The sequence below is a fragment of the Sphingopyxis sp. SE2 genome (assembly GCF_032227185.1).
In the GTDB taxonomy this organism is placed as follows: domain Bacteria; phylum Pseudomonadota; class Alphaproteobacteria; order Sphingomonadales; family Sphingomonadaceae; genus Sphingopyxis.
Genome location: NZ_JAPMXW010000001.1, coordinates 4073616 through 4098812 on the forward strand (window position 1 = coordinate 4073616; position 25197 = coordinate 4098812).

Annotated in this window: 24 protein-coding genes; 10 read left to right on the forward strand and 14 right to left on the reverse strand. The window is 65.2% G+C overall.

Annotated features, from left to right (window positions below; translation table 11 throughout):
* Nucleotides 1–29 precede the first annotated feature (29 nt).
* Nucleotides 30–242 (forward strand): helix-turn-helix transcriptional regulator, encoded by a 213-nt coding sequence (locus OVY29_RS19315; RefSeq protein ID WP_037555034.1) that lies wholly within the window; start codon nucleotides 30–32, stop codon nucleotides 240–242.
* Entirely contained in the window at nucleotides 239–898 is a 660-nt protein-coding gene (locus OVY29_RS19320; RefSeq protein ID WP_037555035.1) for a hypothetical protein, read from the forward strand. The genes OVY29_RS19315 and OVY29_RS19320 overlap by 4 nt, the downstream gene beginning before the upstream one ends.
* A gap of 14 nt (nucleotides 899–912) precedes the next feature.
* Here OVY29_RS19320 and OVY29_RS19325 read toward each other — a convergent pair whose 3' ends face one another.
* The 7 genes from OVY29_RS19325 to OVY29_RS19355 form a co-directional block, all read right to left on the reverse strand.
* Entirely contained in the window at nucleotides 913–1383 is a 471-nt protein-coding gene (locus tag OVY29_RS19325; protein WP_152567602.1) for a nuclear transport factor 2 family protein, read from the reverse strand.
* Between the two features lie 162 nt (nucleotides 1384–1545).
* On the reverse strand, nucleotides 1546–2958 hold the full coding sequence (glnA, locus tag OVY29_RS19330) for a type I glutamate--ammonia ligase (protein ID WP_037555036.1): 1413 nt from the start codon (nucleotides 2956–2958) through the stop codon (nucleotides 1546–1548).
* 68 nt (nucleotides 2959–3026) lie between these two features.
* On the reverse strand, nucleotides 3027–3365 hold the full coding sequence (locus tag OVY29_RS19335; RefSeq protein ID WP_037518110.1) for a P-II family nitrogen regulator: 339 nt from the start codon (nucleotides 3363–3365) through the stop codon (nucleotides 3027–3029).
* Nucleotides 3366–3591: 226 nt separating this feature from the next.
* A complete protein-coding gene (locus OVY29_RS19340; protein ID WP_037555037.1) occupies nucleotides 3592–5778 on the reverse strand; it encodes a PQQ-dependent dehydrogenase, methanol/ethanol family in 2187 nt (728 codons plus the stop codon).
* Nucleotides 5779–5992: 214 nt separating this feature from the next.
* The gene (gene map / locus OVY29_RS19345) at nucleotides 5993–6832 is read right to left on the reverse strand and encodes a type I methionyl aminopeptidase (RefSeq protein ID WP_037555038.1); all 840 of its coding nucleotides are present in this window, start codon (nucleotides 6830–6832) and stop codon (nucleotides 5993–5995) included.
* A gap of 170 nt (nucleotides 6833–7002) precedes the next feature.
* On the reverse strand, nucleotides 7003–9342 hold the full coding sequence (gene clpA / locus OVY29_RS19350; RefSeq protein ID WP_313912080.1) for an ATP-dependent Clp protease ATP-binding subunit ClpA: 2340 nt from the start codon (nucleotides 9340–9342) through the stop codon (nucleotides 7003–7005).
* 343 nt (nucleotides 9343–9685) lie between these two features.
* Nucleotides 9686–9955: a hypothetical protein gene (locus tag OVY29_RS19355; protein ID WP_037555061.1), complete on the reverse strand. Its 270-nt coding sequence runs from the start codon at nucleotides 9953–9955 to the stop codon at nucleotides 9686–9688.
* Between the two features lie 110 nt (nucleotides 9956–10065).
* Between OVY29_RS19355 and OVY29_RS19360 the strand changes: the two genes are divergently transcribed.
* A complete protein-coding gene (locus tag OVY29_RS19360; protein ID WP_037555039.1) occupies nucleotides 10066–11538 on the forward strand; it encodes an ATP-binding protein in 1473 nt (490 codons plus the stop codon).
* 184 nt (nucleotides 11539–11722) lie between these two features.
* A complete protein-coding gene (locus OVY29_RS19365) occupies nucleotides 11723–13207 on the forward strand; it encodes a peroxidase family protein (RefSeq protein ID WP_037555040.1) in 1485 nt (494 codons plus the stop codon).
* Nucleotides 13208–13253: 46 nt separating this feature from the next.
* On the opposite strand, the gene OVY29_RS19370 is transcribed toward OVY29_RS19365, so the two are convergent.
* On the reverse strand, nucleotides 13254–13451 hold the full coding sequence (locus OVY29_RS19370; protein WP_037555041.1) for a DUF1192 domain-containing protein: 198 nt from the start codon (nucleotides 13449–13451) through the stop codon (nucleotides 13254–13256).
* 136 nt (nucleotides 13452–13587) lie between these two features.
* Here OVY29_RS19370 and OVY29_RS19375 point away from each other — a divergent pair, with 136 nt between their 5' ends.
* Complete coding sequence (locus OVY29_RS19375; protein ID WP_037555042.1) at nucleotides 13588–14568, forward strand: NAD(P)H-quinone oxidoreductase; 981 nt, start codon at nucleotides 13588–13590, stop codon at nucleotides 14566–14568.
* 69 nt (nucleotides 14569–14637) lie between these two features.
* Nucleotides 14638–15186: a hypothetical protein gene (locus OVY29_RS19380; RefSeq protein ID WP_052182189.1), complete on the forward strand. Its 549-nt coding sequence runs from the start codon at nucleotides 14638–14640 to the stop codon at nucleotides 15184–15186.
* Nucleotides 15187–15221: 35 nt separating this feature from the next.
* On the opposite strand, the gene OVY29_RS19385 is transcribed toward OVY29_RS19380, so the two are convergent.
* Complete coding sequence (locus OVY29_RS19385) at nucleotides 15222–15932, reverse strand: FMN-dependent NADH-azoreductase (RefSeq protein WP_037555043.1); 711 nt, start codon at nucleotides 15930–15932, stop codon at nucleotides 15222–15224.
* On the opposite strand from OVY29_RS19385, the gene OVY29_RS19390 reads away from it, so the two are divergent.
* From OVY29_RS19390 to OVY29_RS19400, 3 genes are all read left to right on the forward strand, one after another.
* Nucleotides 15849–16958, forward strand: a complete 1110-nt coding sequence (locus OVY29_RS19390) for a LysR substrate-binding domain-containing protein (RefSeq protein ID WP_313911939.1) — start codon at nucleotides 15849–15851, stop codon at nucleotides 16956–16958. The genes OVY29_RS19385 and OVY29_RS19390 overlap by 84 nt on opposite strands.
* Before the next feature lie 105 nt (nucleotides 16959–17063).
* Nucleotides 17064–17699 carry a DUF1013 domain-containing protein gene (locus tag OVY29_RS19395; protein ID WP_313912081.1) on the forward strand — a complete coding sequence of 212 codons (636 nt, stop codon included), beginning with the start codon at nucleotides 17064–17066 and terminating at the stop codon, nucleotides 17697–17699.
* Between the two features lie 3 nt (nucleotides 17700–17702).
* Nucleotides 17703–18839, forward strand: coding sequence for an MBL fold metallo-hydrolase (locus OVY29_RS19400; RefSeq protein WP_052182191.1), 1137 nt, complete (start codon nucleotides 17703–17705; stop codon nucleotides 18837–18839).
* 294 nt (nucleotides 18840–19133) lie between these two features.
* Here the strand turns inward: OVY29_RS19400 and OVY29_RS19405 are convergent, their stop codons facing one another.
* Nucleotides 19134–19409 carry a hypothetical protein gene (locus OVY29_RS19405; RefSeq protein WP_037557250.1) on the reverse strand — a complete coding sequence of 92 codons (276 nt, stop codon included), beginning with the start codon at nucleotides 19407–19409 and terminating at the stop codon, nucleotides 19134–19136.
* A gap of 133 nt (nucleotides 19410–19542) precedes the next feature.
* Here OVY29_RS19405 and OVY29_RS19410 point away from each other — a divergent pair, with 133 nt between their 5' ends.
* Nucleotides 19543–20739, forward strand: coding sequence for a DUF481 domain-containing protein (locus OVY29_RS19410; RefSeq protein ID WP_313911940.1), 1197 nt, complete (start codon nucleotides 19543–19545; stop codon nucleotides 20737–20739).
* Nucleotides 20740–20877: 138 nt separating this feature from the next.
* On the opposite strand, the gene OVY29_RS19415 is transcribed toward OVY29_RS19410, so the two are convergent.
* From OVY29_RS19415 to OVY29_RS19430, 4 genes are all read right to left on the reverse strand, one after another.
* On the reverse strand, nucleotides 20878–21333 hold the full coding sequence (locus OVY29_RS19415) for a VOC family protein (protein WP_313911941.1): 456 nt from the start codon (nucleotides 21331–21333) through the stop codon (nucleotides 20878–20880).
* Nucleotides 21330–22865, reverse strand: coding sequence for a M20/M25/M40 family metallo-hydrolase (locus OVY29_RS19420; RefSeq protein WP_313911942.1), 1536 nt, complete (start codon nucleotides 22863–22865; stop codon nucleotides 21330–21332). Before OVY29_RS19420 ends, OVY29_RS19415 begins: the two co-directional genes overlap by 4 nt.
* A gap of 153 nt (nucleotides 22866–23018) precedes the next feature.
* Nucleotides 23019–23309 carry a GIY-YIG nuclease family protein gene (locus OVY29_RS19425; protein ID WP_037557253.1) on the reverse strand — a complete coding sequence of 97 codons (291 nt, stop codon included), beginning with the start codon at nucleotides 23307–23309 and terminating at the stop codon, nucleotides 23019–23021.
* Between the two features lie 307 nt (nucleotides 23310–23616).
* Entirely contained in the window at nucleotides 23617–25140 is a 1524-nt protein-coding gene (locus OVY29_RS19430) for a fumarate hydratase (protein ID WP_037557264.1), read from the reverse strand.
* Between the last annotated feature and the right edge of the window lie 57 nt (nucleotides 25141–25197).

Genomic DNA, 25197 nt, shown 5'->3' on the forward strand with positions numbered 1-25197 from the left:
AGAGCTCTTGACAGGTGAAGGGATGGCCTTTGGAAAATCGGGTGCGCGAACATCGCGAAGGTGCGGGATGGAGCCAGGGCGAACTGGCCCGCCGGCTCGGCGTGTCGCGACAGACGATCAACGCGGTCGAAACCGACAAATATGACCCCAGCCTGCCGCTCGCGCTGCGCATGGCCCACCTGTTCGGGCTCGAAGTGCGCGAACTGTTTATCCATCACTGGATTCCGGAGGATGAAAAATGAGCCATTCGACGATCGACGACCGGACACGGCGGTGGAAAAAGACGGCATTCAGCGCGCTCGCCGGCATGGCGTTCGGCGCGAGCAGCTTTTCGCTGCTGATGTGGCTCGCGGGCGAGGGGCCGCTCGTCGCCATGCAGCCTTCGCGCGTGGCGTTGGCGGGTGTTGGACTGGTCTATCTGCTGACCACTGCGATGATCGGTTTCGGCCTCGCCGCGCCGCGCGCCGGGGCGCGGCTGCTCAACGTCGGCGACGCCGAGGAACTGGTCGACGACCGGGCCAAGCTGCTGCGCTCGGCGCTCTATATGGGATGGGCGGGCGTCACGCTCATGCTGGTCGCGCTCGCGCGGTCGCCCGGTTTCGCGGCCGGTCCCGTGGCGCCCGGCGTCGCGCTCGCGGCGCTGGCGGTCCTGCTGGTGGTGAGCTTGGCGTCGTTCCGCTGGCTCCGCGTCTATGACGAGTTCGACCGGCAACTCGGGCTGGAGGGCGGTTCCTGGGCCTTTTTGATCGCCTGCGCGATCCTTCTGCCCTGGGCGGCGTTCGACGCGCTCGGCTGGAACGCGTCGCTTTCGGCGATCGACGTTATCGCAGTGCTGGCGGCTTCGCTGATCGGCGGCAGCTTCGTCGCGGTCGGCAAGCGCGGCATGATGGTGCGGTAGTCCCAGATAACGCTCTAGCCGCCATCCGGATCGGCGGTTTCGGGCAGTGGCGTCACTTGGGCGTAGACCAGCCGCCAGCCGCCGTCGCGCCACAGCCAGTGATCGGCAAAGCGATGGCGATCGACGAAGGGTTCGCCATCGGCGGTGCCGCGCAACTCGTTGGTCGCGGCCAGCAGCGCGCTATTGCCTGAGATAATCCAGCGGGGTTCGCTCGCACGGAAGGGTTCGATGCGAATGGCGGGCGCCGTCAGCGCGCCGATGAAGTCCGCTTTGTCGCCCTTTGCGCCGCTACCGCGGACCCAGAGAAAATCCTCCGCGATCAGCCGCTCAAGCGCGGCTTCATCCTTTGCCGCGATCGCTGCGTCGAGCTCCAAAGCCGCCTCGCGATAGCCCGCCGGAGTGGTCGCGGGTTCCGCCCGATCGCTGGCGTAGGCGCACGCTGCCGTCAGAAGGAGCATCGCTGCCGCCGTATGGAGCCGCTTCACCAACTGTCTCTCCTCTTTGCGCGTTTGCAAAGGCTTGCCCGGGCTGGTCGCCGCGCGCAACTACGTCGGGGGTAAGCGGGCAAGGCGCGGCGAGCAAGCGCATAAGCAAAGGGGCGCCCGGTTCCCCCGAACCGGACGCCCCGCTACAAAGCCCCCTGTTGGTCAGGCGCTGTAGTACATATCGAACTCGACCGGGCTCGGCGTCTGTTCGAAGCGGTAAACCTCGTCCCACTTCAGCTCGACATAGGCCTCGATCTGGTCCTTGCTGAACACGTCGCCCTTCAGGAGGAAGTCGTGGTCGGCCATCAGGCTGTCGAGCGCTTCGCGAAGCGAGCCGCACACGGTCGGGACTTCGCTCAGTTCCTCGGGGGGCAGGTCATACAGATTCTTGTCCATCGCGTCGCCGGGGTGGATCTTGTTCTGGATGCCGTCGAGCCCCGCCATCAGCAGCGCCGAATAGCAGAGATAGGGGTTCGCCATCGCGTCGGGGAAGCGGAATTCGACGCGCTTCGCCTTGGCGCCCGCGCCGTAAGGGATGCGGCACGAGGCCGAACGGTTGCGGCTCGAGTAAGCGAGCAGCACCGGCGCTTCGAAGCCCGGGACAAGGCGCTTGTAGCTGTTCGTCGTCGGGTTGGTGAAGGCGTTCAAGGCCTTGGCGTGCTTGATCACGCCGCCGATGAAATAGAGGCACATGTCGGAAAGCCCCGCATAGCCGTTGCCGGCGAAGAGCGGCTTACCCTTTTCCCAGATCGAGATGTGGGTGTGCATGCCGCTGCCGTTGTCGTCCTTGATCGGCTTCGGCATGAAGGTCGCGGTCTTGCCATAGGCGTGTGCGACCTGGTGCACGACATATTTGTAGATCTGCATGCGGTCTGCGGTTTCGGTGAGCGTGCCGAAGGTCAGGCCGAGTTCGTGCTGCGCGGCGGCGACCTCATGGTGATGCTTGTCGCACGGCAGGCCCATTTCGAGCATCGTCGAGACCATCTCGCCGCGGATGTCGACCGCGCTGTCGACCGGGGCGACGGGGAAATAGCCGCCCTTGGCGCGCGGACGGTGCGCGAGGTTGCCGCCCTCATAGCTGCGGCCGGTGTTGGTCGGCAGTTCGATATCGTCGATCTCGAAGCCCGACTTGTTGTAGCCGGTTTCGAAACGCACGTCGTCGAACATGAAGAATTCGGCTTCGGGGCCGACATAGACGGTGTCGCCGATGCCGGTCGAGGCGACATAGGCTTCGGCGCGCTTTGCCGTGGTGCGCGGGTCGCGGGCATAGCCTTCGCCGGTCGAAGGCTCGACGATGTCGCAGAACATCACGAGCATCGGGGTTGCCGAGAAGGGGTCGTCATAGACGGCGTCGAGGTCGGGCTTCAGGATCATGTCCGACTCGTTGATCGCCTTCCAGCCTTCGATCGACGAGCCGTCGAACATCAGGCCGTCTTCGAGTTCGTCCTCGCCGAGGACCGAGGCAACCATGGTCAGATGCTGCCACTTGCCCTTGGGGTCGGTGAAGCGCAGGTCGACCCACTCGATGTCGTTTTCCTTGATCCGCGCGATGATATCCTTGGGCTTCGTAGCCATCGTTTAGCTTCCTTCTTGCGAAATGGTCCGGCGTGCCGGGTTGTCGGGTTGTCGAAAATGTGGAGAGATTAAAGCGCATCCTCGTTGCGTTCGCCGGTGCGGATGCGGAGCGCGGTCTCGACCGGGATGACGAAGATCTTGCCGTCGCCGATCCGGCCGGTCTGCGCGGCGGCGGCGATTGCCTCCACGACGCGCTCCGCCATCGAATCCTCGACGATGACCTCGAGCTTCACCTTGGGCAGAAAGTCGACGACATATTCGGCGCCGCGATAGAGTTCGGTGTGACCCTTCTGCCGGCCGAAACCCTTGGCTTCGGTGACGGTGATCCCGCTGACACCCACTTCGTGCAGCGCTTCCTTCACTTCGTCGAGCTTGAACGGCTTGATGATCGCCTCAATCTTCTTCACGCTTCTCGTCCCCCTTTGGGCTGGTCGCCGCTTTCGCACGTCAAGCCGGATCAGGCCTGCCTGTCCGGTCCGCCGTCGAGTCGGTGCGGTGTCCCGCCATCTTGCACCAATCAAAAGCCGTGCCAATTGGCGAATCGCGGGGATTTGGTAAGAATTTCGAAACGAAATGAGGCCGCTGCCCAAAGCGCGAGCAACGGCGTTATCCGGGTGCCTATAATTTGGGCAATCAGCGTCCCATCGGCGCCGACGCGTCGGGCAGGTTGGCTTTGGTCCAGTTCGAGCGGTCGATGACATAGGCGCGCAGCGCCTCAGCATCGGCGGGGCTCAGCACCTTGGCGAAGCTCACCATGCCGCGGTCCTTGAGCGCGCCGTCGATGATGACCGATTTCCAGGCGTCGGCATTGGCGAGCGTGCCCGAAACGCGCAGGTCGGGGGTGAAGCCGTTGCCGATCGCGCTGTCGCCGTGACACACGATGCAATAGCGCCCGAAATGCGCCTTGCCCGCCGCGACCTGAGCCGGCGTGCCGAACTGCGGCGGCGGGTTCCACGCGAGCGCCGCCGAGGCGGGCGGGGCGGGGAGTTTTACCGTGCCGCCGATCTTCATCACGATGAGGCGCGGGATATTGGGCACCTTGCGCGTCACCCCGCCCGCAACCCCGGCGACGAGCGGAAAGGCGCCGCCCTTGCTCGTCTGGAACGCGACATATTGGATGCCGCCGACGCGGAAGGTCGAAGGCGCGCTGACGATCCCCGACTGCATGTCGAGGTCGAGCAATTGTTTGCCGGTGTCGGCGGCATAGGCGCGAAAGCGCCCGGTACTTGTTCCCTGGAAAACGAGGTTGCCGGCGGTCGTCATCGTGCCGCCGTTCCACGCCGCGGGATAGTCGACGCCCCACGCGACCTTGCCTGTGCGCGGGTCGAAGGCGACGAGGCGGCCGGTCGTGGCCGCGACCGCGGCGCGGAACGCCGCCTTGTCGTCGGGCAGCAGCGTTCCGGTCAGCGAGGTGCCGACGTTGAAGCCGACGACCTTGCGCCGGTCGAGCTCGTTCATGTCCTGAAGATAGGCTTGCGGAATCTGCTGCGCGGGGATGTAGACGAGCCCCGTCGCCGGATTGTAGCTCATCGGGTGCCAATTGTGCGCGCCGAGCGCGCCCGGGATCGCGATGAAGGGCTTGCCGGTCTTGTAGAAGCGCGCCTCGGGATTTTCGATCGGGCGGCCGGTGGCCATGTCGTAACCCGCCGCCCAGTTGATCCCGTCGACAAACGGCTTGGCGTCGATCAGCTTGCCGGTCGTGCGGTCGATGGTGAAGAAGAAGCCGTTCTTCGGCGCATGGTACAGCACCTTGGTGGGCTTGCCGCCCACCGCCTGCTCGGCGAGAATGATCGGCTGCGTCGCGGTATAGTCCCACGTTTCGCCCGGCGTTTCCTGATAATGCCACTTGTACTTGCCTGTCGTGGCGTCGAGCGCGACGACCGACGAGAGGAACCAGTTGTCGCCCTCGCCGTTCGAGCGCGTGCCGTGGTTCCACGGGTTGCCGTTGCCGACGCCGAGATAGATCTGGTCGAGATCCTTGTCGTAGACGATCGCGTCCCACACAGTGCCGCCGCCGCCCGAGGTCTGCCATTCGCCCTTGTCGGACCAGGTTGCGTTGGCCTTGCTCGCGAAAATGTCGTCGCTGGCCGCGCCGTCCCTGGCCTTCGTCGGGTTGGGCGCGGTGTAGAAGCGCCAGCGCTCCTTGCCGGTGTCGGCGTCATAGGCGGTGACATAGCCGCGCACGCCGAATTCGGCGCCGCCGTTGCCGATCAGCACCATGTCCTTCACGACGCGCGGCGCGCCGGTGATGGTGTAAGGTTTCGAGGTGTCAAAGGTCTGCGTCGACCAGATTTCCTTGCCCGTCTTCCTGTCGAGAGCGATCAGCCGGCCGTCGAGCGCGCCGACGAACAGCTTGTCGCCCCAGACGGCGACGCCGCGGTTGACGACGTCGCAGCAGGCATGGACCGCGCGCTCACCCGGGACCTTGGGATCGAATTTCCATAGGGGTTTGCCCGTCGCGGCGTCCCAGGCGCTGACCTTCGACCAGGCGTGGCTCACATACATCACGCCGTCGACGACCACCGGGGTCGCCTCCTGCCCGCGCGCATCGTCGAGGTCGGCGGTCCAGGCGATGCCGAGCTGCCCGACGTTCGACGCGTCAATATCTTTCAGCGGGCTGAAGCGCTGTTCGTCGTAGCTGAAGCCGATCGCGCCCCAGTCGTCGCCGTTGCCGCCGGTCTTGAGCAGGGTCTCGCTGGCCTTTTCCGCCTCGTCGAGCGATCCGCCGCCCGAGATGCTGTCATTCTTCGATGCGTTGCACGCCGCCAATGCCAAAGCCGCGCAGCCCAGCAGCGCGGCCGAAAGGACCCGTTTCGCCATAACTTGCTCTCCCGTTCGACGCCTATCGTTGACGTTAACGTCAAGAGTGCGCGCGAAGGCGCATGGGCGCAAGCGGGAAAATGGGGGGTAGGAGAGGGGGCATACCGACACTCGTCATCCCGGACTTGATCCGGGGTCCACGAAGGCGAGTGCTGCGTTGAGTCATGGATCCCGGATCAAGTCCGGGATGACGAAACTGGAATCGTTGCGCCGCTTATTGCCAAGGCGGCGCGTTCAGGCCCTTGGGGCTGGCAGTGAAAATCTCGCAGCCGCTCTCGGTGATGCCGATGCTGTGCTCGAACTGCGCCGAAAGCGAGCGGTCGCGGGTCACCGCGGTCCAGCCGTCGGCGAGCATCTTCACCGCATATTTGCCGGTGTTGATCATCGGCTCGATCGTGAAGAACATGCCGGGGCGAAGTTCGGGTCCCGTGCCGGGGCGGCCGGCATGGACGACCTCCGGCGCGTCGTGGAACATCTGGCCGAGGCCGTGGCCGCAGAAATCGCGGACGACCGAATAGCGGTGCTTTTCGGCGTGCGTCTGGATCGCGTGCGCGACGTCGCCCATACGGTTGCCGGGCTTCGCCTGCTCGATCCCGAGCATCAGGCATTCATAGGTGACTTCGACGAGGCGCTTCGCCTTTACGCCCACGTCGCCGACCAGATACATGCGGCTGGTATCGCCGTGCCAGCCGTCGACGATGCTCGTGACGTCGATGTTGACGATGTCGCCCTCGCGCACCGGCTTGTCGTCGGGAATGCCGTGGCACACGACATGGTTGATGCTGGTGCAGCAGCTATGCGTGAAACCGCGGTAGCCGAGTGTCGCCGGAATGCCCCCGCCATCGAGCATCATCGTGCGGACGAGGTTGTCGATCTCCGCCGTGGTCACGCCGGGCTGGACGAAGGGAACGAGCGCGTCGAGGATTTCGGCCGACAGCCGCCCCGCCTTGCGCATGCCGGCAAAGCCCGCCTCGTCGTGCAGCTTGATCGTGCCGTCGCGGACGCGGGCGGGGGCCGATGTTTCGTCGGCGGTTACGGTGACATAGTCGTACATGGGGATGATATAGGCGATGCGGCGCCGAATTGCGAGGGCAGTAAGCCCCTCCCGCTTGCGGGAGGGGTTTGGGGAGGGGTTGTGGCGTTACAACCCTCCCCGCTGCGACTAGCGAGCAAGCTCGCAAGTCTCGCTGCCCCTCCCGCAAGCGGGAGGGGAGCTATTTGGCTTTACTCCGCCGCCTTCTCGGCCTTGCCCTTCGCCTTGCCCTTCGCGGCCTTCGGCGCGGCGGGGGTGATTTCGAAGGTCAGCGGGTTGCCGACATGGGCGTCCTCGCCGGTCTTCATCTTCACCTTGACCTCGCCGCCGTGGACGAGCTTGCCGAAGAGCAATTCCTCGGCGAGCGGCTGCTTGATCTTTTCCTGGATCAGGCGGCCCATCGGACGCGCGCCATAGAGCTTGTCATAGCCCTTGCCGGTCAGCCATTCGCGCGCCGCATCGTCGAGCTGGATGTGGACGTTGCGGTCGGCAAGCTGCAACTCAAGCTCGAGGATGAACTTGTCGACGACGCGCGCGACGACCTCGGGCGGCAGATAGCCGAAGGGCACGATCGCATCGAGGCGGTTGCGGAATTCGGGGGTGAACATGCGCTTCACCGCCTCTTCCTGCACATCCTCGCGCGTCGACTGGCCGAAACCGATCGACTCGCGCGCCATGTCGCTGGCGCCCGCGTTGGTCGTCATGATCAGGATGACGTTGCGGAAGTCGACGGTCTTGCCATGGTGGTCGGTCAGGCGGCCGTTGTCCATCACCTGAAGCAGGATGTTGAACAGGTCGGGATGCGCCTTTTCGATCTCGTCGAGCAGCAGCACGCAATGCGGGTTCTGGTCGATCGCATCGGTGAGCAGCCCGCCCTGATCGTAACCGACATAGCCCGGAGGCGCGCCGATCAGGCGCGACACGCTGTGCCGCTCCATATATTCGGACATGTCGAAACGCTGGAGCGGGATGCCCATGATCGACGCGAGCTGCTTCGCGACCTCGGTCTTGCCGACGCCCGTGGGACCCGAGAAGAGATAGTTGCCGATCGGCTTCTCGGGATCGCGCAGGCCCGCGCGGCTCAATTTGATCGCCGACGACAGCACTTCGATCGCGGTATTCTGACCGAACACCATGCGCTTGAGGTCGGTTTCGAGGCTGGCGAGCGTCGCCTTGTCGTCGGTTGACACCGACTTGGGCGGGATGCGTGCCATCGTCGCGATCACGGCCTCGATCTCCTTCGCGGTGATCGTCTTCTTGCGCTTCGACGGGGCGACGAGCATCTGCATCGCGCCGACCTCGTCGATCACGTCGATCGCCTTGTCGGGCAATTTGCGGTCGTTGATGTAGCGCGCCGACAGGTCGACCGCAGCGTTGATCGCATCGGGCGTGTAGCGCACCTGGTGGTGCGCCTCGAACGCGCTGCGGAGCCCTGCGAGGATTTTCTTGGTGTCCTCGAGCGTCGGTTCGACCACGTCGATCTTCTGGAAGCGGCGGAGCAGCGCGCGGTCCTTTTCGAAATGGTTGCGGAACTCCTTGTACGTCGTCGAGCCGATGCAGCGGATGACGCCGCCCGACAGCGCGGGCTTCAGGAGGTTCGACGCATCCATCGCGCCGCCGCTCGTCGCGCCGGCACCGATCACGGTGTGGATCTCGTCGATGAACAGGATCGCGTGCGGCAGGCCTTCGAGCTCGGTGACGACCTGTTTCAGCCGCTCCTCGAAATCGCCGCGATAGCGCGTGCCCGCGAGCAGCGCGCCCATGTCGAGCGAATAGATCACCGCGGGCAGTAACACCTCGGGCACGTCGCCCTCGATGATCTTGCGCGCGAGGCCTTCGGCGATCGCGGTCTTGCCGACGCCCGGATCGCCGACATAGAGCGGGTTGTTCTTGCTGCGGCGGCAGAGGATCTGGATCGTGCGGTCGACCTCGGCGTTGCGGCCGATCAACGGATCGACCTTGCCGGTCTTTGCCTTTTCGTTGAGGTTGACGGTGAACTGGTCGAGCGCGGTTTCCTTCTTGTTCTTGCCGCTGCTGTCCTTGTCCTTCGTCTCTTCCTTTTCCTCGGGTTCGGCCTGCGGCGAGGGTTTGCCGCCCTTGCCGACGCCGTGGCTCAAATAGGAGACGGCATCGAGGCGCGTCAGATCCTGCTGCTGCAGGAAATAGACGGCGTAGGATTCGCGTTCGGAGAAGAGCGCGACGAGGACGTTGGCGCCCGTCACCTCGTCCTTGCCCGAAGACTGAACGTGGAGGATCGCGCGCTGGACGACGCGCTGGAAGCCCGACGTTGGCGACGGGTCGCTGTGTCCCTCGACCTTCAGGCTATCGAGTTCGGTGTCGAGATAGTGGACGACCGCCGATTGCAGGTCGTCGAGCGCGACGCCGCACGCACGCATCACTTCGGCGGCATGATCGTCGTCGATCAGCGCGTAGAGCAGATGCTCGAGCGTCGCATATTCGTGATGGCGCTCCGAAGCGGCTTTCAGCGCGTTATGGAGGGTCTTTTCGAGGCTTTCCGAAAAGGACGGCATGGTCATTCATCTCCTTGCGGGGACCAGGCCGGGGAGAGGACGGCCCCCTTAGGAACATAACGTGGCGATGCCGCCGCCCCACCGCAAGGGAAAAGCGGTCGGCTTTGTGAAATTACAGTGACGGGGGTTGCACTATGGTTAACGGGGCGTCGAGGTTTGGTGACGATGGCGGTGCGGAAGTAGACGAAGTTGACACCCCTCGCGCGCGAGGACCTCGCCGGTCGAGGTCGAGAAGGGCGCGCACGGGTCATGGAGCGAGGCTAATGCGGCCGGATTTTGTAGGACAGCGATAATTTCGCGTGAAGTCCTGCGGGTAGCGGCAAAAGCCGGGCGACTACGGTCGTCAGCCGCCTTCATCTCCGCCCGTCCGGTCGACCATGTCCATGAAGTCGCGCGCCGTGTTGCGCTCGCCCTCGTCCTTGAACGCGACGTCGAGGTCGGGGGCGACGCCGAGCATGTACATCAGCGCCCACAGCGCGAAGCGGCGGCCGGGGTTGGTTTCGAGGCCGAAGTCGACGCGCATGCGTTCGGTGCCCGCGGCGTGCGCCTCGGGGCGGATCGCCGCGATGTCGGCGGTGCCGAAATAGTGGCGGAGCTGGTCGTCGAAATCCATGCCGCCCTTTTTGGCGCCTTCGCGCGGCTTGGCAAGATCGCGCGGCAAAATCCGCCGGTCCGAACCTCGCGCGGTTGTCTTTGCCCAAGCGCCCCGATAGGGCGGCCAGCGTGAAGACCAGCATCGACATCGGGACCGACAGTGCGGGGCAGGGCGTGCGCATCGACGTGCAGGAACTGCTCGCGACGCGCCTGCTCGTCCAGGGCAATTCGGGGTCGGGCAAGTCGCACCTGCTGCGCCGCATCCTCGAGGAAAGCGCCGCGCTGGTGCAGCAGATCGTGATCGATCCCGAGGGCGATTTCGTGACGCTCGCCGATGCCTATGCCCATGTCGTGATCAACGGCGGCGACTATAATGAACGCGAGATTGCGGCGATGGGCGCGCGCATCCGCGAGCATCGCGCGTCGATCATCCTCAGCCTCGAGTCGCTCGATATCGAGGCGCAGATGACCTGCGCCGCGGCGTTCCTGAATGCGCTGTTCGATGCGCCGCGCGAGCATTGGTTTCCGGCGCTCGTCGTGGTCGACGAGGCGCAGATGTTCGCGCCGAGCGTCGCGGGCGACGTCGCCGACAATGTCCGCCGCGCGAGCCTCGGCGCGATGACCAATTTGATGTGCCGCGGGCGCAAGCGCGGTCTGGCGGGGGCGATCGCGACGCAGCGGCTGGCGAAGCTCGCCAAGAATGTCGCCGCCGAAGCGAGCAATTTCCTGATGGGGCGCACCTTTCTTGACATCGACATGGCGCGCGCCGCTGACCTGCTCGGCATGGAGCGGCGGCAGGCCGAGACGATCCGCGACCTCGAACGCGGGCATTTCCTCGGGCTCGGTCCCGCGATCTCGCGGCGGCCGATCGCTGTGCGGATCGGATCGACTCAGACCTCGACACGCATGGGGACGCACGGGCTAATGCCGCTTCCGCAAGCGGGCGGCGAGGATATGCGCTCGATGCTCTTCACCGAGATGGAGGCGCCGGCCCAGCCGCGCGTCTTCGCGCCCGAACCCGAGCCCGTTGCAGCAAGCGAGGTGCTGGAACGCATCGCCGCGAGCGAAGCGTTGCACGAGGACGCCGACGCGCCGCCGGTGCTCGACATCGTCGAGGCGGCCGCGGAGGCCGAGCAGAGCGACGCGGTGGTGGTCGAGACGTTGCAGGAGATGCTCTCCGACCCCGATTGCGCCTTCCAGCCCGAAGCCTTCCTCTATCAGGATTTTTCGGTGCGCTGCCGGATGCAGAAATTGAAGAAGGTGCCGCTCGACCTCGCCGCCTTCCGCCGCCGCTTCGCGCTAGCCAAGGGGGGTGTGTTCGATCCTGCCGAGCCGCGCTGGCGCGAGGCGCTGATCGTCGCCGACCGGCTACCGCACGACATGTTCGCGCCCTTCCTCCAGATCGCGCGCGCCGCGATGGACGGCGAGCCCTGTCCCGACGACGAGATTCTCGGCCGCGCCTATGGCAGCCGCTCGCCCGGACGCATCCGCCGCCTCGTCGACTATATGGAAAAGCAGGGGGTGATCGTCGTGCGCGCCGATTTCGGCGGGCGGCGCTCGATCGGCATCCCCGAGCTCGGGCTCAGCACCGAAGCCGAATAGGCTCATCCCGTCGCGATTCCGCCGCGACCCGGCATGTTAATTCTGAATTAGCCACCTAAAATCTTGGGATTGCGCACGCGCGGGAGCAATCCTTGCCGCAGGTTCGCACCAGAACAGCGGATGTCAGCTCTCCTTGGTGGGTGGATCGTCCCGACCCAGACCATAACCAACAGGAGAGACTGCCATGCCTCGTCACGGCGTATATCCGCGCGACATCGTTCCGCCGCGCTCCAAATATTCCGACGCCGGCCGCTTCGGCCGCATGTTCGGCGAACTGCCGCCCTTTGCCGCCGACACCCCCGATGTCAGGGCTGCGCTGATCGAGATCGGCAAAGTCGGCGGCATCATGGATGCCAAGGACAAGCTGAACAAGACCCCCGCCGAACTGATCACCGACCCGGCGCTGTCAGCGAAGAACAGCGACAACCCGAACCTGACCGCGGGCTTCACCTTCCTCGGCCAGTTCCTCGACCATGACATGACCTTCGACCCGACGTCGAGCCTCGAGCGGCAGGCCGATCCCGAACAGATCGCCAATTTCCGTACGCCCAGTTTCGGGCTCGACAATGTCTATGGCGCCGGGCCGGGCGGCAGCCCGCATCTCTATGACACGCAGGGCGGCAAGGGCGGCAAGTTCCTGCTCGAACCCACGGGCACAGCGGACAGGTTCGACCTGCCGCGCAACAGCCAGAATGTCGCGCTGATCGCCGATCCGCGCGACGATGAAAATCTGATCATCGGCCAGCTTCAGGTCGCCTTCCTGAAGTTCCACAATCGCGTCGTCGACTATGTGAAGACCAAGATCAAGCTGACCGTTTCGGACGAGATTTTCGCCGAAGCGCAGCGGATCGTGCGCTGGCACTATCAATGGATGATCGTCCATGAATTCCTGCGCAAGACGTGCGGTGGTGCGGTGGTCGACGATGTGCTGACGAACGGCCGCAAATTTTACCGCTGGAACAACGAGCCCTATATTCCGGTCGAATTTTCGGTCGCCGCCTATCGTTTCGGGCACAGCCAGGTGCGTCCGTCGTATCGCGCGAATTTCACCGGCGAGGGCGGGAATCCCTTCTTTGCGATGATCTTCACCCCGACGCCGTCGGACCCCAACGACCCCGACGATCTGTCGGGCGGTTGCCGTGCACCGCGGCGCTTTATCGACTGGCCGACCTTCTTCGATTTCAGCGACGGCAATGTGAAGCCGAACAAGAAGATCGACACGACGCTGTCGACCTCGCTGTTCCGCTTGCCGGGCTCGGTCGTCCCGAACCCCGATCCCAAGACCAATCCGGCGTCGCTCGCGCAGCGCAATTTGCTCCGCCACCTGACCTTCTCGCTGCCCTCTGGCCAGCGCGTCGCGCGCGCGATGAAGCTGCCCGAATTGTCGAAGGGCGATTTGTCCGATCTCAAGCCGCACGGCTTCGACGACCGGACGCCGCTCTGGTTCTACATATTGCGCGAGGCGCAGGTGACGCAGAATGGCGAGCGGCTGGGACCCGTCGGGGCGCGGATCGTGACCGAGGTGTTCATCGGCCTGCTGCAGGGCGACAAGGGTTCCTATCTGTCGCAGGACCCCGAATGGCAGCCTTTCCTGCCGACGGTCGACGCCTCGAAAAAGGGCGACGATTTCACGATGATCGACCTGCTTCGCTACGCCGAGGTTGCGTAAGGGGCGATGTCGCCGGCGTTTCTTGCGGGCGCCGGCGATTTCCCGCTCAGCTTTTCCGGAACAGCGCTTCGGCCGCCGCCTTCTGGCTTGTCGCCGCGGCGCGGTGCGCCTTGATCCGCGCGATCTCGCCTTCGAGCGCGGCGATGCGGTCGTCGAGTTCGTTGACCGAAAGGGGTTCGAGCGGCTGTCGGGTCAGCGCCGTCAGAACATCGTCGCGGCGGCGGGGAAGGTCGTCATCGTCCATGGCGCATCCTCCTGGTCCCTAATGTGAATATGGGCGCGCGACTGTTGACCCGTGTCGCCGCACTGTCAATAAGGCGCGGCAGGGGTGATGGAACCGGGACCAGTGGGGGAATGAAGTGACCAGCGTGCCAGCAGAAATGACCGCCATCGCCATCAGTGCGCCGGGCGGGCCCGAAATGTTGCGGCCCGAAACGCGGCCCGTGCCGCAGCCGGCGCCGGGCGAGGTGCTGATCCGTGTCGCCGCGGCGGGGGTGAACCGCCCCGATGTGCTGCAGCGTATGGGTTTCTACCCGCCGCCGCCGGGCGCGTCGGACCTGCCGGGGCTGGAGGTCGCGGGGGTAATCGCGGCGGTCGGTCCGGGCGGCGATCCCGAGCTTCTCGGACAGGCGGTATGCGCGCTCGTCGCGGGCGGCGGTTATGCCGAATATTGCGTCGCGCCGGTCGGGAGCTGCCTGCCGGTGCCGAAGGGTTTTTCGATGGCGGAGGCGGCGGCGCTGCCCGAGACCATCTTCACCGTATGGCATAACCTGTTCGAGCGCGCCTGGGTGCGCGAGGGTGAGACGGTGCTGGTCCACGGCGGTACCAGCGGGATCGGGACGACCGCGATCGGGCTATGCAAATTGTTCGACATCAAGGTCATCGTGACCTGCGGCAACGCCGACAAATGCGCCGCCGCGACCGCGCTCGGCGCCGACCTGGCGGTCGATTATTCGAGCGAGGATTATGTCGAGGCGGTGAAGGCGTTCACCGGCGGCCGCGGCGTCGAGGTCGTGCTCGACATGGTCGGCGGCGACTATGTACCACGCAACCTCGAGTGCCTCGCCGACGACGGCCGCCATGTGACGATCGCCTTCCAGCGCGGCGCGAAGGTCGAGATCGACATTTCGCAGGTCATGCGCCGCCGGCTGACGCTGACCGGGTCGACGCTGCGTGCGCGAAGCGCCGCATTCAAAGCGGCGCTTGCCGACGAGATTCACGGCACGCTCTGGCCGCGGCTCGCCGAGGGCGCGTGGAAACCCGCGATGGATCAGAGCTTCGCGCTGACCGAGGCCGCCGCGGCGCATGAGCGGATGCAGGCGGGCGCGCATGTGGGGAAGATCGTGCTCCTCGTGGGATGAGCCGAGGGAACGACCCGCACTTTTCGGCGGTTGGGAAACGGGGGGCAATCAAGAGGATGATCTTTCCGAATGAATATGCGTAATCTTTTGTTTCCCGTTACAAGCCTTGCTCTTGCTCTCGCTGCCTGTTCACAGCCATCCCAGACCGAAACGGCGCCGACCGGATCCGCCGACAATGCCAAGGCGGCCGAGGCGCCCCCGCCGATCAAGCCGACCGACGTTCCGACGCGCGGCGGCGATGGCTCGCCGATCGAACTCGCCATGCTGACCGAGGCCGATGTCAGCGGTGCCAAGCTGAAAGGCGAACTCGCGTGCAGCTTCGCCGACGACGAAGGCGCGCAGCCGATCCTGCTCGCGCAGGGCGATGTCGCGTCCGAGGAGCCGTCGCGCGGTATCGTAAAGGTCGGCGACTCGATCGAGACGGTCTCCGCTAACGGCGGTTTCGACGCGATGGCGAAGGGCACGAAGTTCTACGCCAAGGGGCTGGAGCTGCGCGTCGCGCTGACCGGTCTGGCGCAGGGCGAGGGTGAATCGCCGCCGCGCCCCGCGACGCTGACCGCCGATCGTGCCGACGGCGCGCGGCGCGTCTTCGCCGGGCTCTGGCAGTGCGGCCCGTAGGAGCGCCGCGGTTTGAGGCGCCGATGCGATAGCGGTCAGGCGGCCACGCTTTCGTCCATTCCCGCGATCATCCGGTCCACCAGCGCGTCGACGGCGACTTCGGCGGCGGCGATCGACCGGGCGAGGCGTGCGTCGGCGAACTCGTCATATTCGATGGCGATCGACGTGGCGTCGCGAAGCCCGATATAGGCGAGGGGCGCTTTCAGGCCGGCCTCGACGAAATTGATGTCCGCCTGACGCCCGCCGGCGTCATAGCCATAATCGCCGCGCGCGCCGAGGACGACCAGCCGTTTTCCCGAAGGCAGCATCGGCCAGTAGGGCTCGCCCGCGCGTTTCCGGTCGAAGCCGAAGGTGACGCCGACGCGCACGATATTATCGACCCAGGCCTTCAGCGGCGCCGGCATGCCGAAATTATACATCGGTGCCCCGATGACGACGAGATCCGCCGCCACCAGCTCGGCGATCAGTCTGTCGCTTTCGGCCAGCCGGGCGCGCTGGTCGTCGCTACGCTTTTCGGGCGGCGAGAAGGCGGCGGCGATCCATTCGGCGTCGACATGCGACGGCGGGACCGCGCCGACGTCGCGGTAGGCGACCCGGTCTTGTGGCCGCGCGTCCGACCATCGGCGCACGAACCGCCCGCTCAAACGCCGGCTGTGCGAGCCGTGCCGGTCCCGACCCGAAAGGCCCGGCCGGGCGCTGGAATCGATGTGGAGTATGCGGAATGCTGGCGCTTCAGGGAGAGTCATGAGATAATCCAGTTCATTTGTTTTGACGACTGGATGAACCTATCTCGTTACAAACCCTCCGGTCGAACGCGAATATCTCAGCCAATGAATCAATTTACCTCATCCATGATGCGAAACCGGAAACTTCCGCCGCTTGGCGCCTTGCGCGCATTCGAGGCGGCCGCGCGCCATCTCAGTTTTCGAAAGGCCGCGGACGAGCTTGGGGTGACGCCGACGGCGATCAGCCACCAGATCCGGCTTCTGGAGGACATATTGGGCTTCGCGCTGTTCATTCGCCAAGTGCGGCAGGTCGCGCTGACCGAAGCGGCCGAACGGCTTTATCCGACATTGCGCGACGGCTTCGACATGTTCGAACGGACGCTTGCCGATCTTGCGCCGGCCCCGCGCCGCACGGCGGTCACATTGACGGCGACGATACAATTTACCGCGCGCAAGCTTCTGCCCGCACTCGGCTCGTTTCGCGAACGCTTTCCCGAGTTCGATCTGCGGCTGCATTCATCCGATGAGCCTGTCGATCTGACGGCGGGGCAGGCCGATGTGGCGGTTCGATACGGCCGGGGTCCTTTCGACGGGCTGGTCGGCCAACCGCTTTTTTCGGAACGCTTTGGATTGCTTTGCAGCCCGAAGCTGGGCCTGTCCGCGTCGCAAGACCTTTTGCGCGCCACCTTGCTGCATGTCGAATGGCGCCGGCCCGCGAACGCACCCGATTGGCAGCGATGGGCGGGGCTTGTCGGGGTGGAAGGGCTGGCGGTCGACGAAGGGCCGCGTTTCAATTCGGACGATCATGCCCTGCAAGCCGCGGTCGCCGGGCATGGCGTCGCGATCGGCAGCCTGATCCTCGCCCGGCCCGAGATCGACGCGGGGCTGCTAGTCCATCCCTTCGGCCCCGTCATCGAAGGCGACAGCTATCATATGCTCGCGACGCCGGCGAATATGGCCTGTGCCGATGTGCGGGCGGTCTGTGCCTGGCTCGTCGAATCCGTCGCCGGCCTCTCCTCTGCCGCCCACCCCTTGCCCGCAACCTAAAACAGGTCTACATCGACCGCCGAATGGCCGCCCCGCGAGGGGCGGCCCTTATTATTTCCGCATGGAGACTTTATCGTCATGGCCAATGCCAATCCGACCCCGCTGATGCCGCACGCGACCGCTGCCTGGCTGGTCGACAACACCGGGCTCACCTTCGGCCAGATCGCCGAATATTGCGGGATTCACATCCTCGAAGTGCAGGCGATCGCCGACGAGACCGCCGCGACCAAATATACCGGCCGCGACCCCGTCCGCGCGCACGAGCTTTCGATGGAAGAGATCGAAAAGGGCCAGAAGGACCCCAATTACAAGCTCAAGATGAGTGTGCAGGCGCAAGACACGATTCGCCGCACCCGCGGCCCGCGGTACACGCCCGTAAGCAAGCGCCAGGACAAGCCCGACGGCATCGCGTGGATCCTGAAGAACCATCCCGAAGTATCGGATGGCGCGATCGGCAAGCTGATCGGCACCACCCGCAACACCATCGGCGCGATCCGCGACCGCAGCCACTGGAACAGCGCGAACATCGTGCCCAAGGATCCGGTGACGCTCGGCCTCTGCTCGCAGCGCGAACTCGACGCGCTCGTCGCCAAGGCGGCGAAGAAGGCCGGCATCAAGGCGCCCGAGGACAGCCGCTTCGAAGGCGACCGCGAAGCACTGATCGAAGAGCTGCGCGCCGAACGCACCGCGGCGGCCGAAGCGCGCGCCGCCGAAGAGGCCGAAACCGACGGCGAAGACTGAGGCATGGCGGGGACGGACGAGGACAATATCCCGGCGGCCAGCGGCTCGCCGGACGCCTCGCTGACCCAGGACGACAGCTTCACGGCGACGAGCCATGCCGGCCTCACCTATCCGTGGGGCGACGCCGCGCCGGGGGCGGGCGAGACGATCCGCATCGCGAACGGCATCCGCTGGGCACGCATCCCGATGCCGGGGTCGCTCGGCCATATCAACAGCTGGTTGCTCGACGACGCCGATGAGCGCGGCGACGGCATGGCGGTGGTCGACACCGGCATCTGCCTCACCATGTGTTCCGACGCGTGGAAGGCGCTCTATGCCGGCGCGCTGAGGGACAAGCGCATCACGCGCGTCATCGGCACCCACCTGCACCCCGACCATATCGGGCTCGCGGGCTGGATCGCGAAGAAGCAGGGCGTCAAACTGTGGATGACGCGCGGCGAGATGCTGACGGCGCGCGCGATCGTCGCCGATTCATCCGACAGCGCGCCCGACGAAGTTCTCGCGCAGTCGCGCGCGGCAGGCTGGGACGAGGCGGCGATCGAGGCGCAGCGGGAGCGCGGCTGGAACATGTTCCAGCGGATGATCTTTGCGCTGCCGCGCTCCTATGTGCGGATCGCCGACGGTGAGACGCTCGATATGGGTGAGCACCGCTGGCGCGTCGTCACCGGATCGGGGCACAGCCCCGAGCACGCATGCCTGTGGAACGAGCGCGAGGGCGTGCTGGTGTCGGGCGATCAGGTGCTGCCGCGGATCAGTTCGAACGTTTCGGTCAACATTACCGAGCCCGACGCGGATCCGCTCGGCGAATGGCTCGCGTCGATCGACAAATTGCTCGCGACGGTGCCCGCCGACGTCACCGTCTGCCCCGCGCACGGCGAGCCGTTCAGGGGGCTGCACGTCCGCCTGATGGCGCTGCGCGACGAGCATCGCATGCGGCTCTACAACCTCGCCGAAGCCGCGGCGAAGGCGCCGATGCGTGCGGTCGACAGCTTTCCCCTGCTCTTCAATCGCCCGATCGGCGAGCATAATCAGGGGCTGGCAACCGGCGAGGCGCTCGCGCATCTCAAGCGGCTCGAGGTCGAAGGGCGCGTGAAGCGCGAGGAGCGCGACGGAGTGTGGTGGTATCACGGAGTGGCGTGAGGCTGCTTGTCTGACGTCGGCTTTGGGGTGGTGAGCGGCCATTCCCGATCCTATTTAGCCCCTCCCCTTCAGGGGAGGGGCAACGCAGACTTGGCAGCTTGCTGCCTAGTCGTAGTGGTGGGGGTCTATCGGCCTTGCGCAAGGCCGATAGACCCCACCCCAACCCAGTATCAGGTGAAACGTCCCCCGGACGTTTCAGATCGGTCCGGGGGACCGATCGACCTGATACTCCTGAAGGGGAGGGGCTTTCTTCTCTCAATGGCAGTTTCCGGTCGGAACCCTCCGGTGCTCCGTCTACCGCGGCCTTTGCATGATCCAGCTGAACGCCATCGCGTTGAAGATCGTATAGAGGCCATAGAGCATCAGCGCGGCGAACCAGTTCCGCGTCGCGATCGCCATCGCGCCGACGAGCAGCAGGAATTCGAAGACGTAGGTGATGTTCGGCCCGACCTTGTCCGCAAGCGGCTTCACCATCTGCTGGATCAGCGGATCGTCGCTTTCCATGAAGGCGCGGTGCATCGCGAAATTGCCGATTCCGGCACAGAAAATGGCGACAAGTGCGATATACATAGGTTTGCAGATGGGGCAGCCGGGGTGGAAATGCCAGAAACTTTCGGGTTATAGGAGCGCGTCGTCCGCGCGCCGGCCCCGCGCGAACGATCGAACGAACCCGGCTTCCGCCCCCGCAAGAAGGACGTCTTCGTTGACCGCTCTCCCCCGTCTGGTCGCGCTTTGCCTGCCTCTCGTGTTCGTCGCGGTTCCCTCACATGCCGCGCAGGAACCGGCCGATCCGGCGCCGCCCGAGCCGCTGGAGATCAATCCGGTGCTCGTCGACCCGGTGGTGGCGGCCCCGCTCCCGGTCGTGCTCGTGCCGCCCGATCCGCCGCTGCCCGACGCGCTGCGCGCAATGATCGACGCCGCCTTCGCGAGCGGCGACAATGACGATGTCGAAGCGGTAGCCAAGTTCGCCCGGCAGACGCATCCGGCCAATATCGGCGAAATCGACGCGCTGCTTGCCTATTACCGCAGTGGGCACCCGCCGGAGGTTCCGTTCAACCCGGTGCGCAACATGCTCGCCGCCGCGATGGCGAGCGGCAGGGACGCCGACGTCGAGGCGGTGGCAAAGCTTGCCAAGGCCACAATCCCGGAGGACGCCGCCGAAATCGAGGAGCAGGTCGTCGCCTATCGCGCCGAACGGCAGCGGCAGAAGGACGAGGCGGCGGCGGCGGCGCGCGCAAAACTGGCGGCGGCGAAATTCTGGGAGAATTGGAAAGGCGAGGGGCAGATCGGCGCGTCGCACAGCAGCGGCAACACCAGCTCGGCCGGCCTCAGCGCGGGCCTTTCGCTCGCGCGCAAGGGGATCGACTGGACGCACAAGCTGCGCGCGCAGGCCGATTACCAGCGCACGAACGGCAAGACGTCGGTCGAACGCTATCTGGCCGAGCTCGAACCGCAGTACCGGATCGACGAGCGTACTTTTGCTTATGGCCTTACCCGCTGGGAACATGACCGGATCCTCGGCTATGACACGCGCTGGAACCTGTCGGGCGGGCTTGGCTACAAGGTGGTCGACACCAAGAAGATGACGCTGAGCCTGAAAGGCGGCCCGGCGTTCCGCCAGACCGACTTCATCGACGGCAGCAACGACACCGAACTGACCGCGCTTGCAGGGCTCGATTTCGGCTGGCAATTGTCGCCGACGTTGCGGCTGACGCAGGTCGCCTCGACGATCATCGGCGAATCCAACGGTTCGACCAGTTCGCAGACCGCGCTCAACGCCAAGCTGACCGGCGCGTTGTCGGCGCGCATCGCCTATTCGGCGCAGATCGACACCAACCCCCCGCCGGGGATCGAAAGCGTCGACACGCAGACGCGCTTCACTTTGGTCTACGGCTTCTGAATCCTCCCTGCCGCGAAGCGGTGGGGAGGGGGACAATGCGAAGCATGGTGGAGGGGCCGCGAGGTTGCGTCATTGGCCCCTCCGTCAGCCTCTTCGAGGCTGCACCTCCCCATGGCTGCGCCACAGGGAAGATCCGCACTAGTCGAACGCGTTCGCGCCGCCGATCCGCTCGCCGTCGGCGAGCAGGCCGGTGCCGGGGACATGGTTGAATTCGACGCGGATGCCGTCGGGGTCCTCGAACAGCACCGAATAATAGCCCGGCGCCCACGGCTCTTCCTGCGGTTCGTGGACGATATGGATGTCGTCGCGGCGCGTGAGGAATGCATGAACCCGGTCGACCGCGGCGCGGTCGCGCATCCGGAAACATGCGTGATGCAGCCCCGGCGCGCCCTGATCGAAGCGCTTGCCGGCATTTTCGGGGCTACCGGTGCGGATGCCGATCGCGGTGCGCCCGCCGACGCCATAAAGCATATGCTCGCTGTCGAGCACGAGCTTCAATTCGAGATATTCGATCATCGCGCGCCAGAAGGCGGTCGATCGTTTGAAGTCGCCAGCGGTCAGGATGACGTGCGCGACGCCGTTGAGGTCGCTCATTTTATCGCCGCGAGGACATAGAGAAATTCGGCGAAGCCCATCGTCGCGTCGACGAGTCCGGCGACCTTCGGATTGGTCGAATCGATGAGGAAATATTCGTCGGGAGCATGCGCGCCCGACCCATGGCCGATGCCGAAATGCGCGGCGGGGATCGACACCGGCGGCGCGGTGAAGGTTGCGCCCGGCCAGCTGCCCGCCATGCGCGGGTTGAGGCTCGTTTCGATGCCGAGCTTCTTGTAGGTCGCGAGTTCGGAGCGGACGAGGCGGCTGTCCTCGGCGACCTCGGTCGGGTCGTAGCCGCCCGAAACATTGACCTCGACATCGGTGAAGCCATGCTTGTCGAGATGCGCGCGCAGCTTCTTTTCGGCCTCGGCGCGCGTCTGGTTGGGGACGAGGCGCAGGTCGAGCTTGGCGACCGCGCGGCCGGGCAGGATCGTCTTGCCGCCGGGGCCGGTATAGCCCGCGACGAGCCCCTCGATATTGACCGTCGGTTCCTGCGCGAGGCGGATCAGCGCGTCGTCGTAGGAAAGATTGTCGATCCAGTGGGTGATGCCGAGCGCCTGTTTCTGCGCGGCTTCGTCGCCGGCCTTCGCAGCCTCGCGGATCAATGTCTTTTCGCGCTCGGTCAAGGGACGGACATTTTCGAACCAGCCCTCGATCGCGGGCTTGTTGCCATCGGGGGTGACGAGCGTCTGGAGCGCCTGCACCAGCCGCCAGGCGGGCGAGTCGACCATCGCCTTGAGGCTGGAATGGACGTCGCCCTTCGGCCCGCGGCCCCATTTCTCGCCGCTCGCGACGAGTTCGAGTTCGATGATGCCTTTCGAGCCGAGGTTGACGGTGACGTTGCCGGTCTTGCCCTGCGAGGCGAAGGGGATGAAGATGCCCTCGCACTTCTTCAATGCGGCGAGGACGTTGGGTTTGGTCGCGATCTGGCGGAAGTGCGGCGAGCCGATCTCCTCCTCGCCCTCGCAGACGAGCACGATGTTCACCGGCAGCTTGCGCCCTGCCGCGCGGATCGCGTGGAGCGCGGCGAGGAAGGTCGCCTCGGGCCCCTTCTGGTTGACCGCGCCGCGGCCCATGATCGCTTGGCCGAAACCTTCGCGCTCGACCATCTTGCCTTCGAGCGGCGGCGACGACCATTCGGTCGGGTCGAACTGTTTGACGTCGTACATGAAATAGATGCCGAGCGTGCGTGGGGCGCCGACGTCGATCGTGCCGAACACGCCCGGATGGCCGTCGGTCGGCACGATCTCGACATTGGTGAAGCCCGCATCCTTCGCGAGCTCGGCCATATAGGCGGCGCCCTCTGTCATGTTGCGGTTCTCGGCGGCGATCGAGGGGAGCGCGATCCAGTCGCGGATGCGCTTGATCGAGGCGGCCTTGCCCGCCTCGGCCGCCTTGCGGATGTCGGCCATCGTTCCCGACTGCGCCCAGAGCGGGATCGGCTGCATGAAGGCCGTGCCCGCGCCGAGCATGGCGGTGCCGCGAATCACGTCGCGGCGGTTCAGCTTGTCGACGTTACGGAAATCCATGCTGCGTCCCCTGGCTGTTTATGTGGCGGGGAGTGTTGGACAAATTGAAGGGGATAGCAAGGAGGCACCGGCGGGATCCCGGCCTTCGCCGGGATGACTGAAATCGTCGTCATCCCGGCGAAGGCCGGGATCTCGCCACTTCGGCGAGGACCGTCAGCTCAGTAGCTGCTCGAACAGATCGTCCCAGTCGGGATTATTCTCGCTCACCAGCCGCCGCTTCCAGTCGCGATGCCATTCTTTTAGCGCCTTTTCGCGCGCAATGGCTTCGTGCATTTTGGCGTGAAACTCGACATGGACGAGCTTGTGGATGTTGTAGCGCCGGCAATGCGCCGATCCTTCGCCGGCTCGGTGCTGCATCATGCGCGCGGCGATGTCGCTCGTTACGCCAATGTAGAAGAGCTGGTTGCCGCGATTGGTGAGGATGTAGACGCAGGGCTGGCGCATGAAGCCTTCCTACCCTTCTTCGTCATTCCGGCGAAGGCCGGGTTCTCTCCGTTGCGGAGGTTTTAGACCGTGAGGGCGAGACCCCGGCCTTCGCCCGAGTGACGGAGAAAGTTTTGAAGCGAAGTTTGCGATTACGCTGGCCCCGCACTTGAACCAAAGGGCTTCCTCGCCTTCTCCCGGCGGTGCGGTCAACCAGCAGTCATTGTCGTTCATTGGGGCGATCCTTAAAGTCGGATCACCCCCTTAGTCGCGGAAAGTCCCCCTGTTCCAAATGATAAACATGCGAAACTAGGTTACGCTGCCGAATTCACACCTTCTCCAGCAACCCCTCGTCCGCGATCCTTTTCTGCCACAGCTTCGGCGCGTTGACGTGGACATTCTGGCCTTCGCTGTCGACCGCGACGGTGACGGGGAAGTCCTTGACCTCGAACTCGTAGATCGCCTCCATGCCAAGGTCGGCGAAGCCGACGACCTTGCTGCCCTTGATCGCGCGCGCCACCAGATAGGCGGCGCCGCCGACGGCCATGAGGTACGCGCTCTTGTGCTTCGCGATCGCACTGGTCGCGGCGGGGCCGCGTTCGGCCTTGCCGACGCAGGCGAGCAGGCCCTGACCCAGCATCATGTCCATGAACTTGTCCATGCGCGTCGCGGTCGTGGGCCCTGCGGGGCCGACGATTTCCTCGCCGACCGGATCGACCGGGCCGACATAATAGATGACGCGGCCCTTGAACTCGACGGGCAGCTGCTCGCCCTTCGCGAGCATGTCGGCGATGCGCTTGTGCGCGGCGTCGCGGCCCGTGAGCATCTTGCCGCTCAAGAGCAGGCGGTCGCCCTGTTTCCAGCTTGCGACGATTTCGGGAGTGAGCGTGTCGAGGTCGACGCGGATCGCGGCCTGATCGGGCTTCCAGTCGATCTGCGGATAATCGGCGAGCACCGGCGGTTCGAGGAAGGCGGGGCCGCTGCCGTCGAGGGTGACATGCGCGTGGCGCGTCGCGGCGCAGTTGGGGATCATCGCGACGGGCTTCGACGCGGCGTGCGTCGGCCAATCGGCGATCTTGACGTCGAGCACGGTCGCGAGCCCGCCGAGCCCCTGCGCGCCGATGCCGAGCGCATTGACCTTTTCATACAGCTCGATGCGCAGTTCCTCGGTCGGGTTCGCGGGGCCCCGCGCGAGCAGCTCGGTCATGTCGATCGGATCCATCAGCGACTGTTTGGCGAGCAGCATCGCCTTTTCGGCGGTGCCGCCGATGCCGATGCCGAGCATCCCCGGCGGGCACCAGCCGGCGCCCATCTGCGGCACCATTTCGAGCACCCAGTCGACGATCGAATCCGACGGGTTCATCATCTTGAACTTCGACTTGTTCTCGCTGCCGCCGCCCTTCGCGGCGACGTCGATCACGACCTTCGCACCGGGGACCATCTCGACGTTGAGGACCGAGGGCGTGTTGTCCTTGGTGTTGACGCGGCTGAAAGCGGGATCGGCGAGGATCGAGGCGCGGAGCTTGTTGTCGGGGTGGAGATAGGCCTTGCGCACCCCCTCGTCGACGACCTGTTGCAGGCTGCGAGGGCTGTCGAGGCGGCAGTCCATGCCCCATTTGATGAAGACGGTGACGATGCCGGTGTCCTGGCAGATCGGGCGGTGCCCCTCGGCGCACATGCGGCTGTTCGAGAGGATCTGCGCCATCGCGTCCTTCGCGGCGGGCGAGACTTCGCGCTCATACGCGGCGCCCAATGCGCGGATATAATCCATCGGATGGAAATAGCTGATGTACTGGAGCGCGTCGGCGATCGTTTCGATGAGGTCGTCTTCGCGAATGATCACGGTGTTCATGTGCAGCCTTTCGCCCATTTTGGGGATTCGCGGGCTTCCCTAGACCTGCATTGCCGC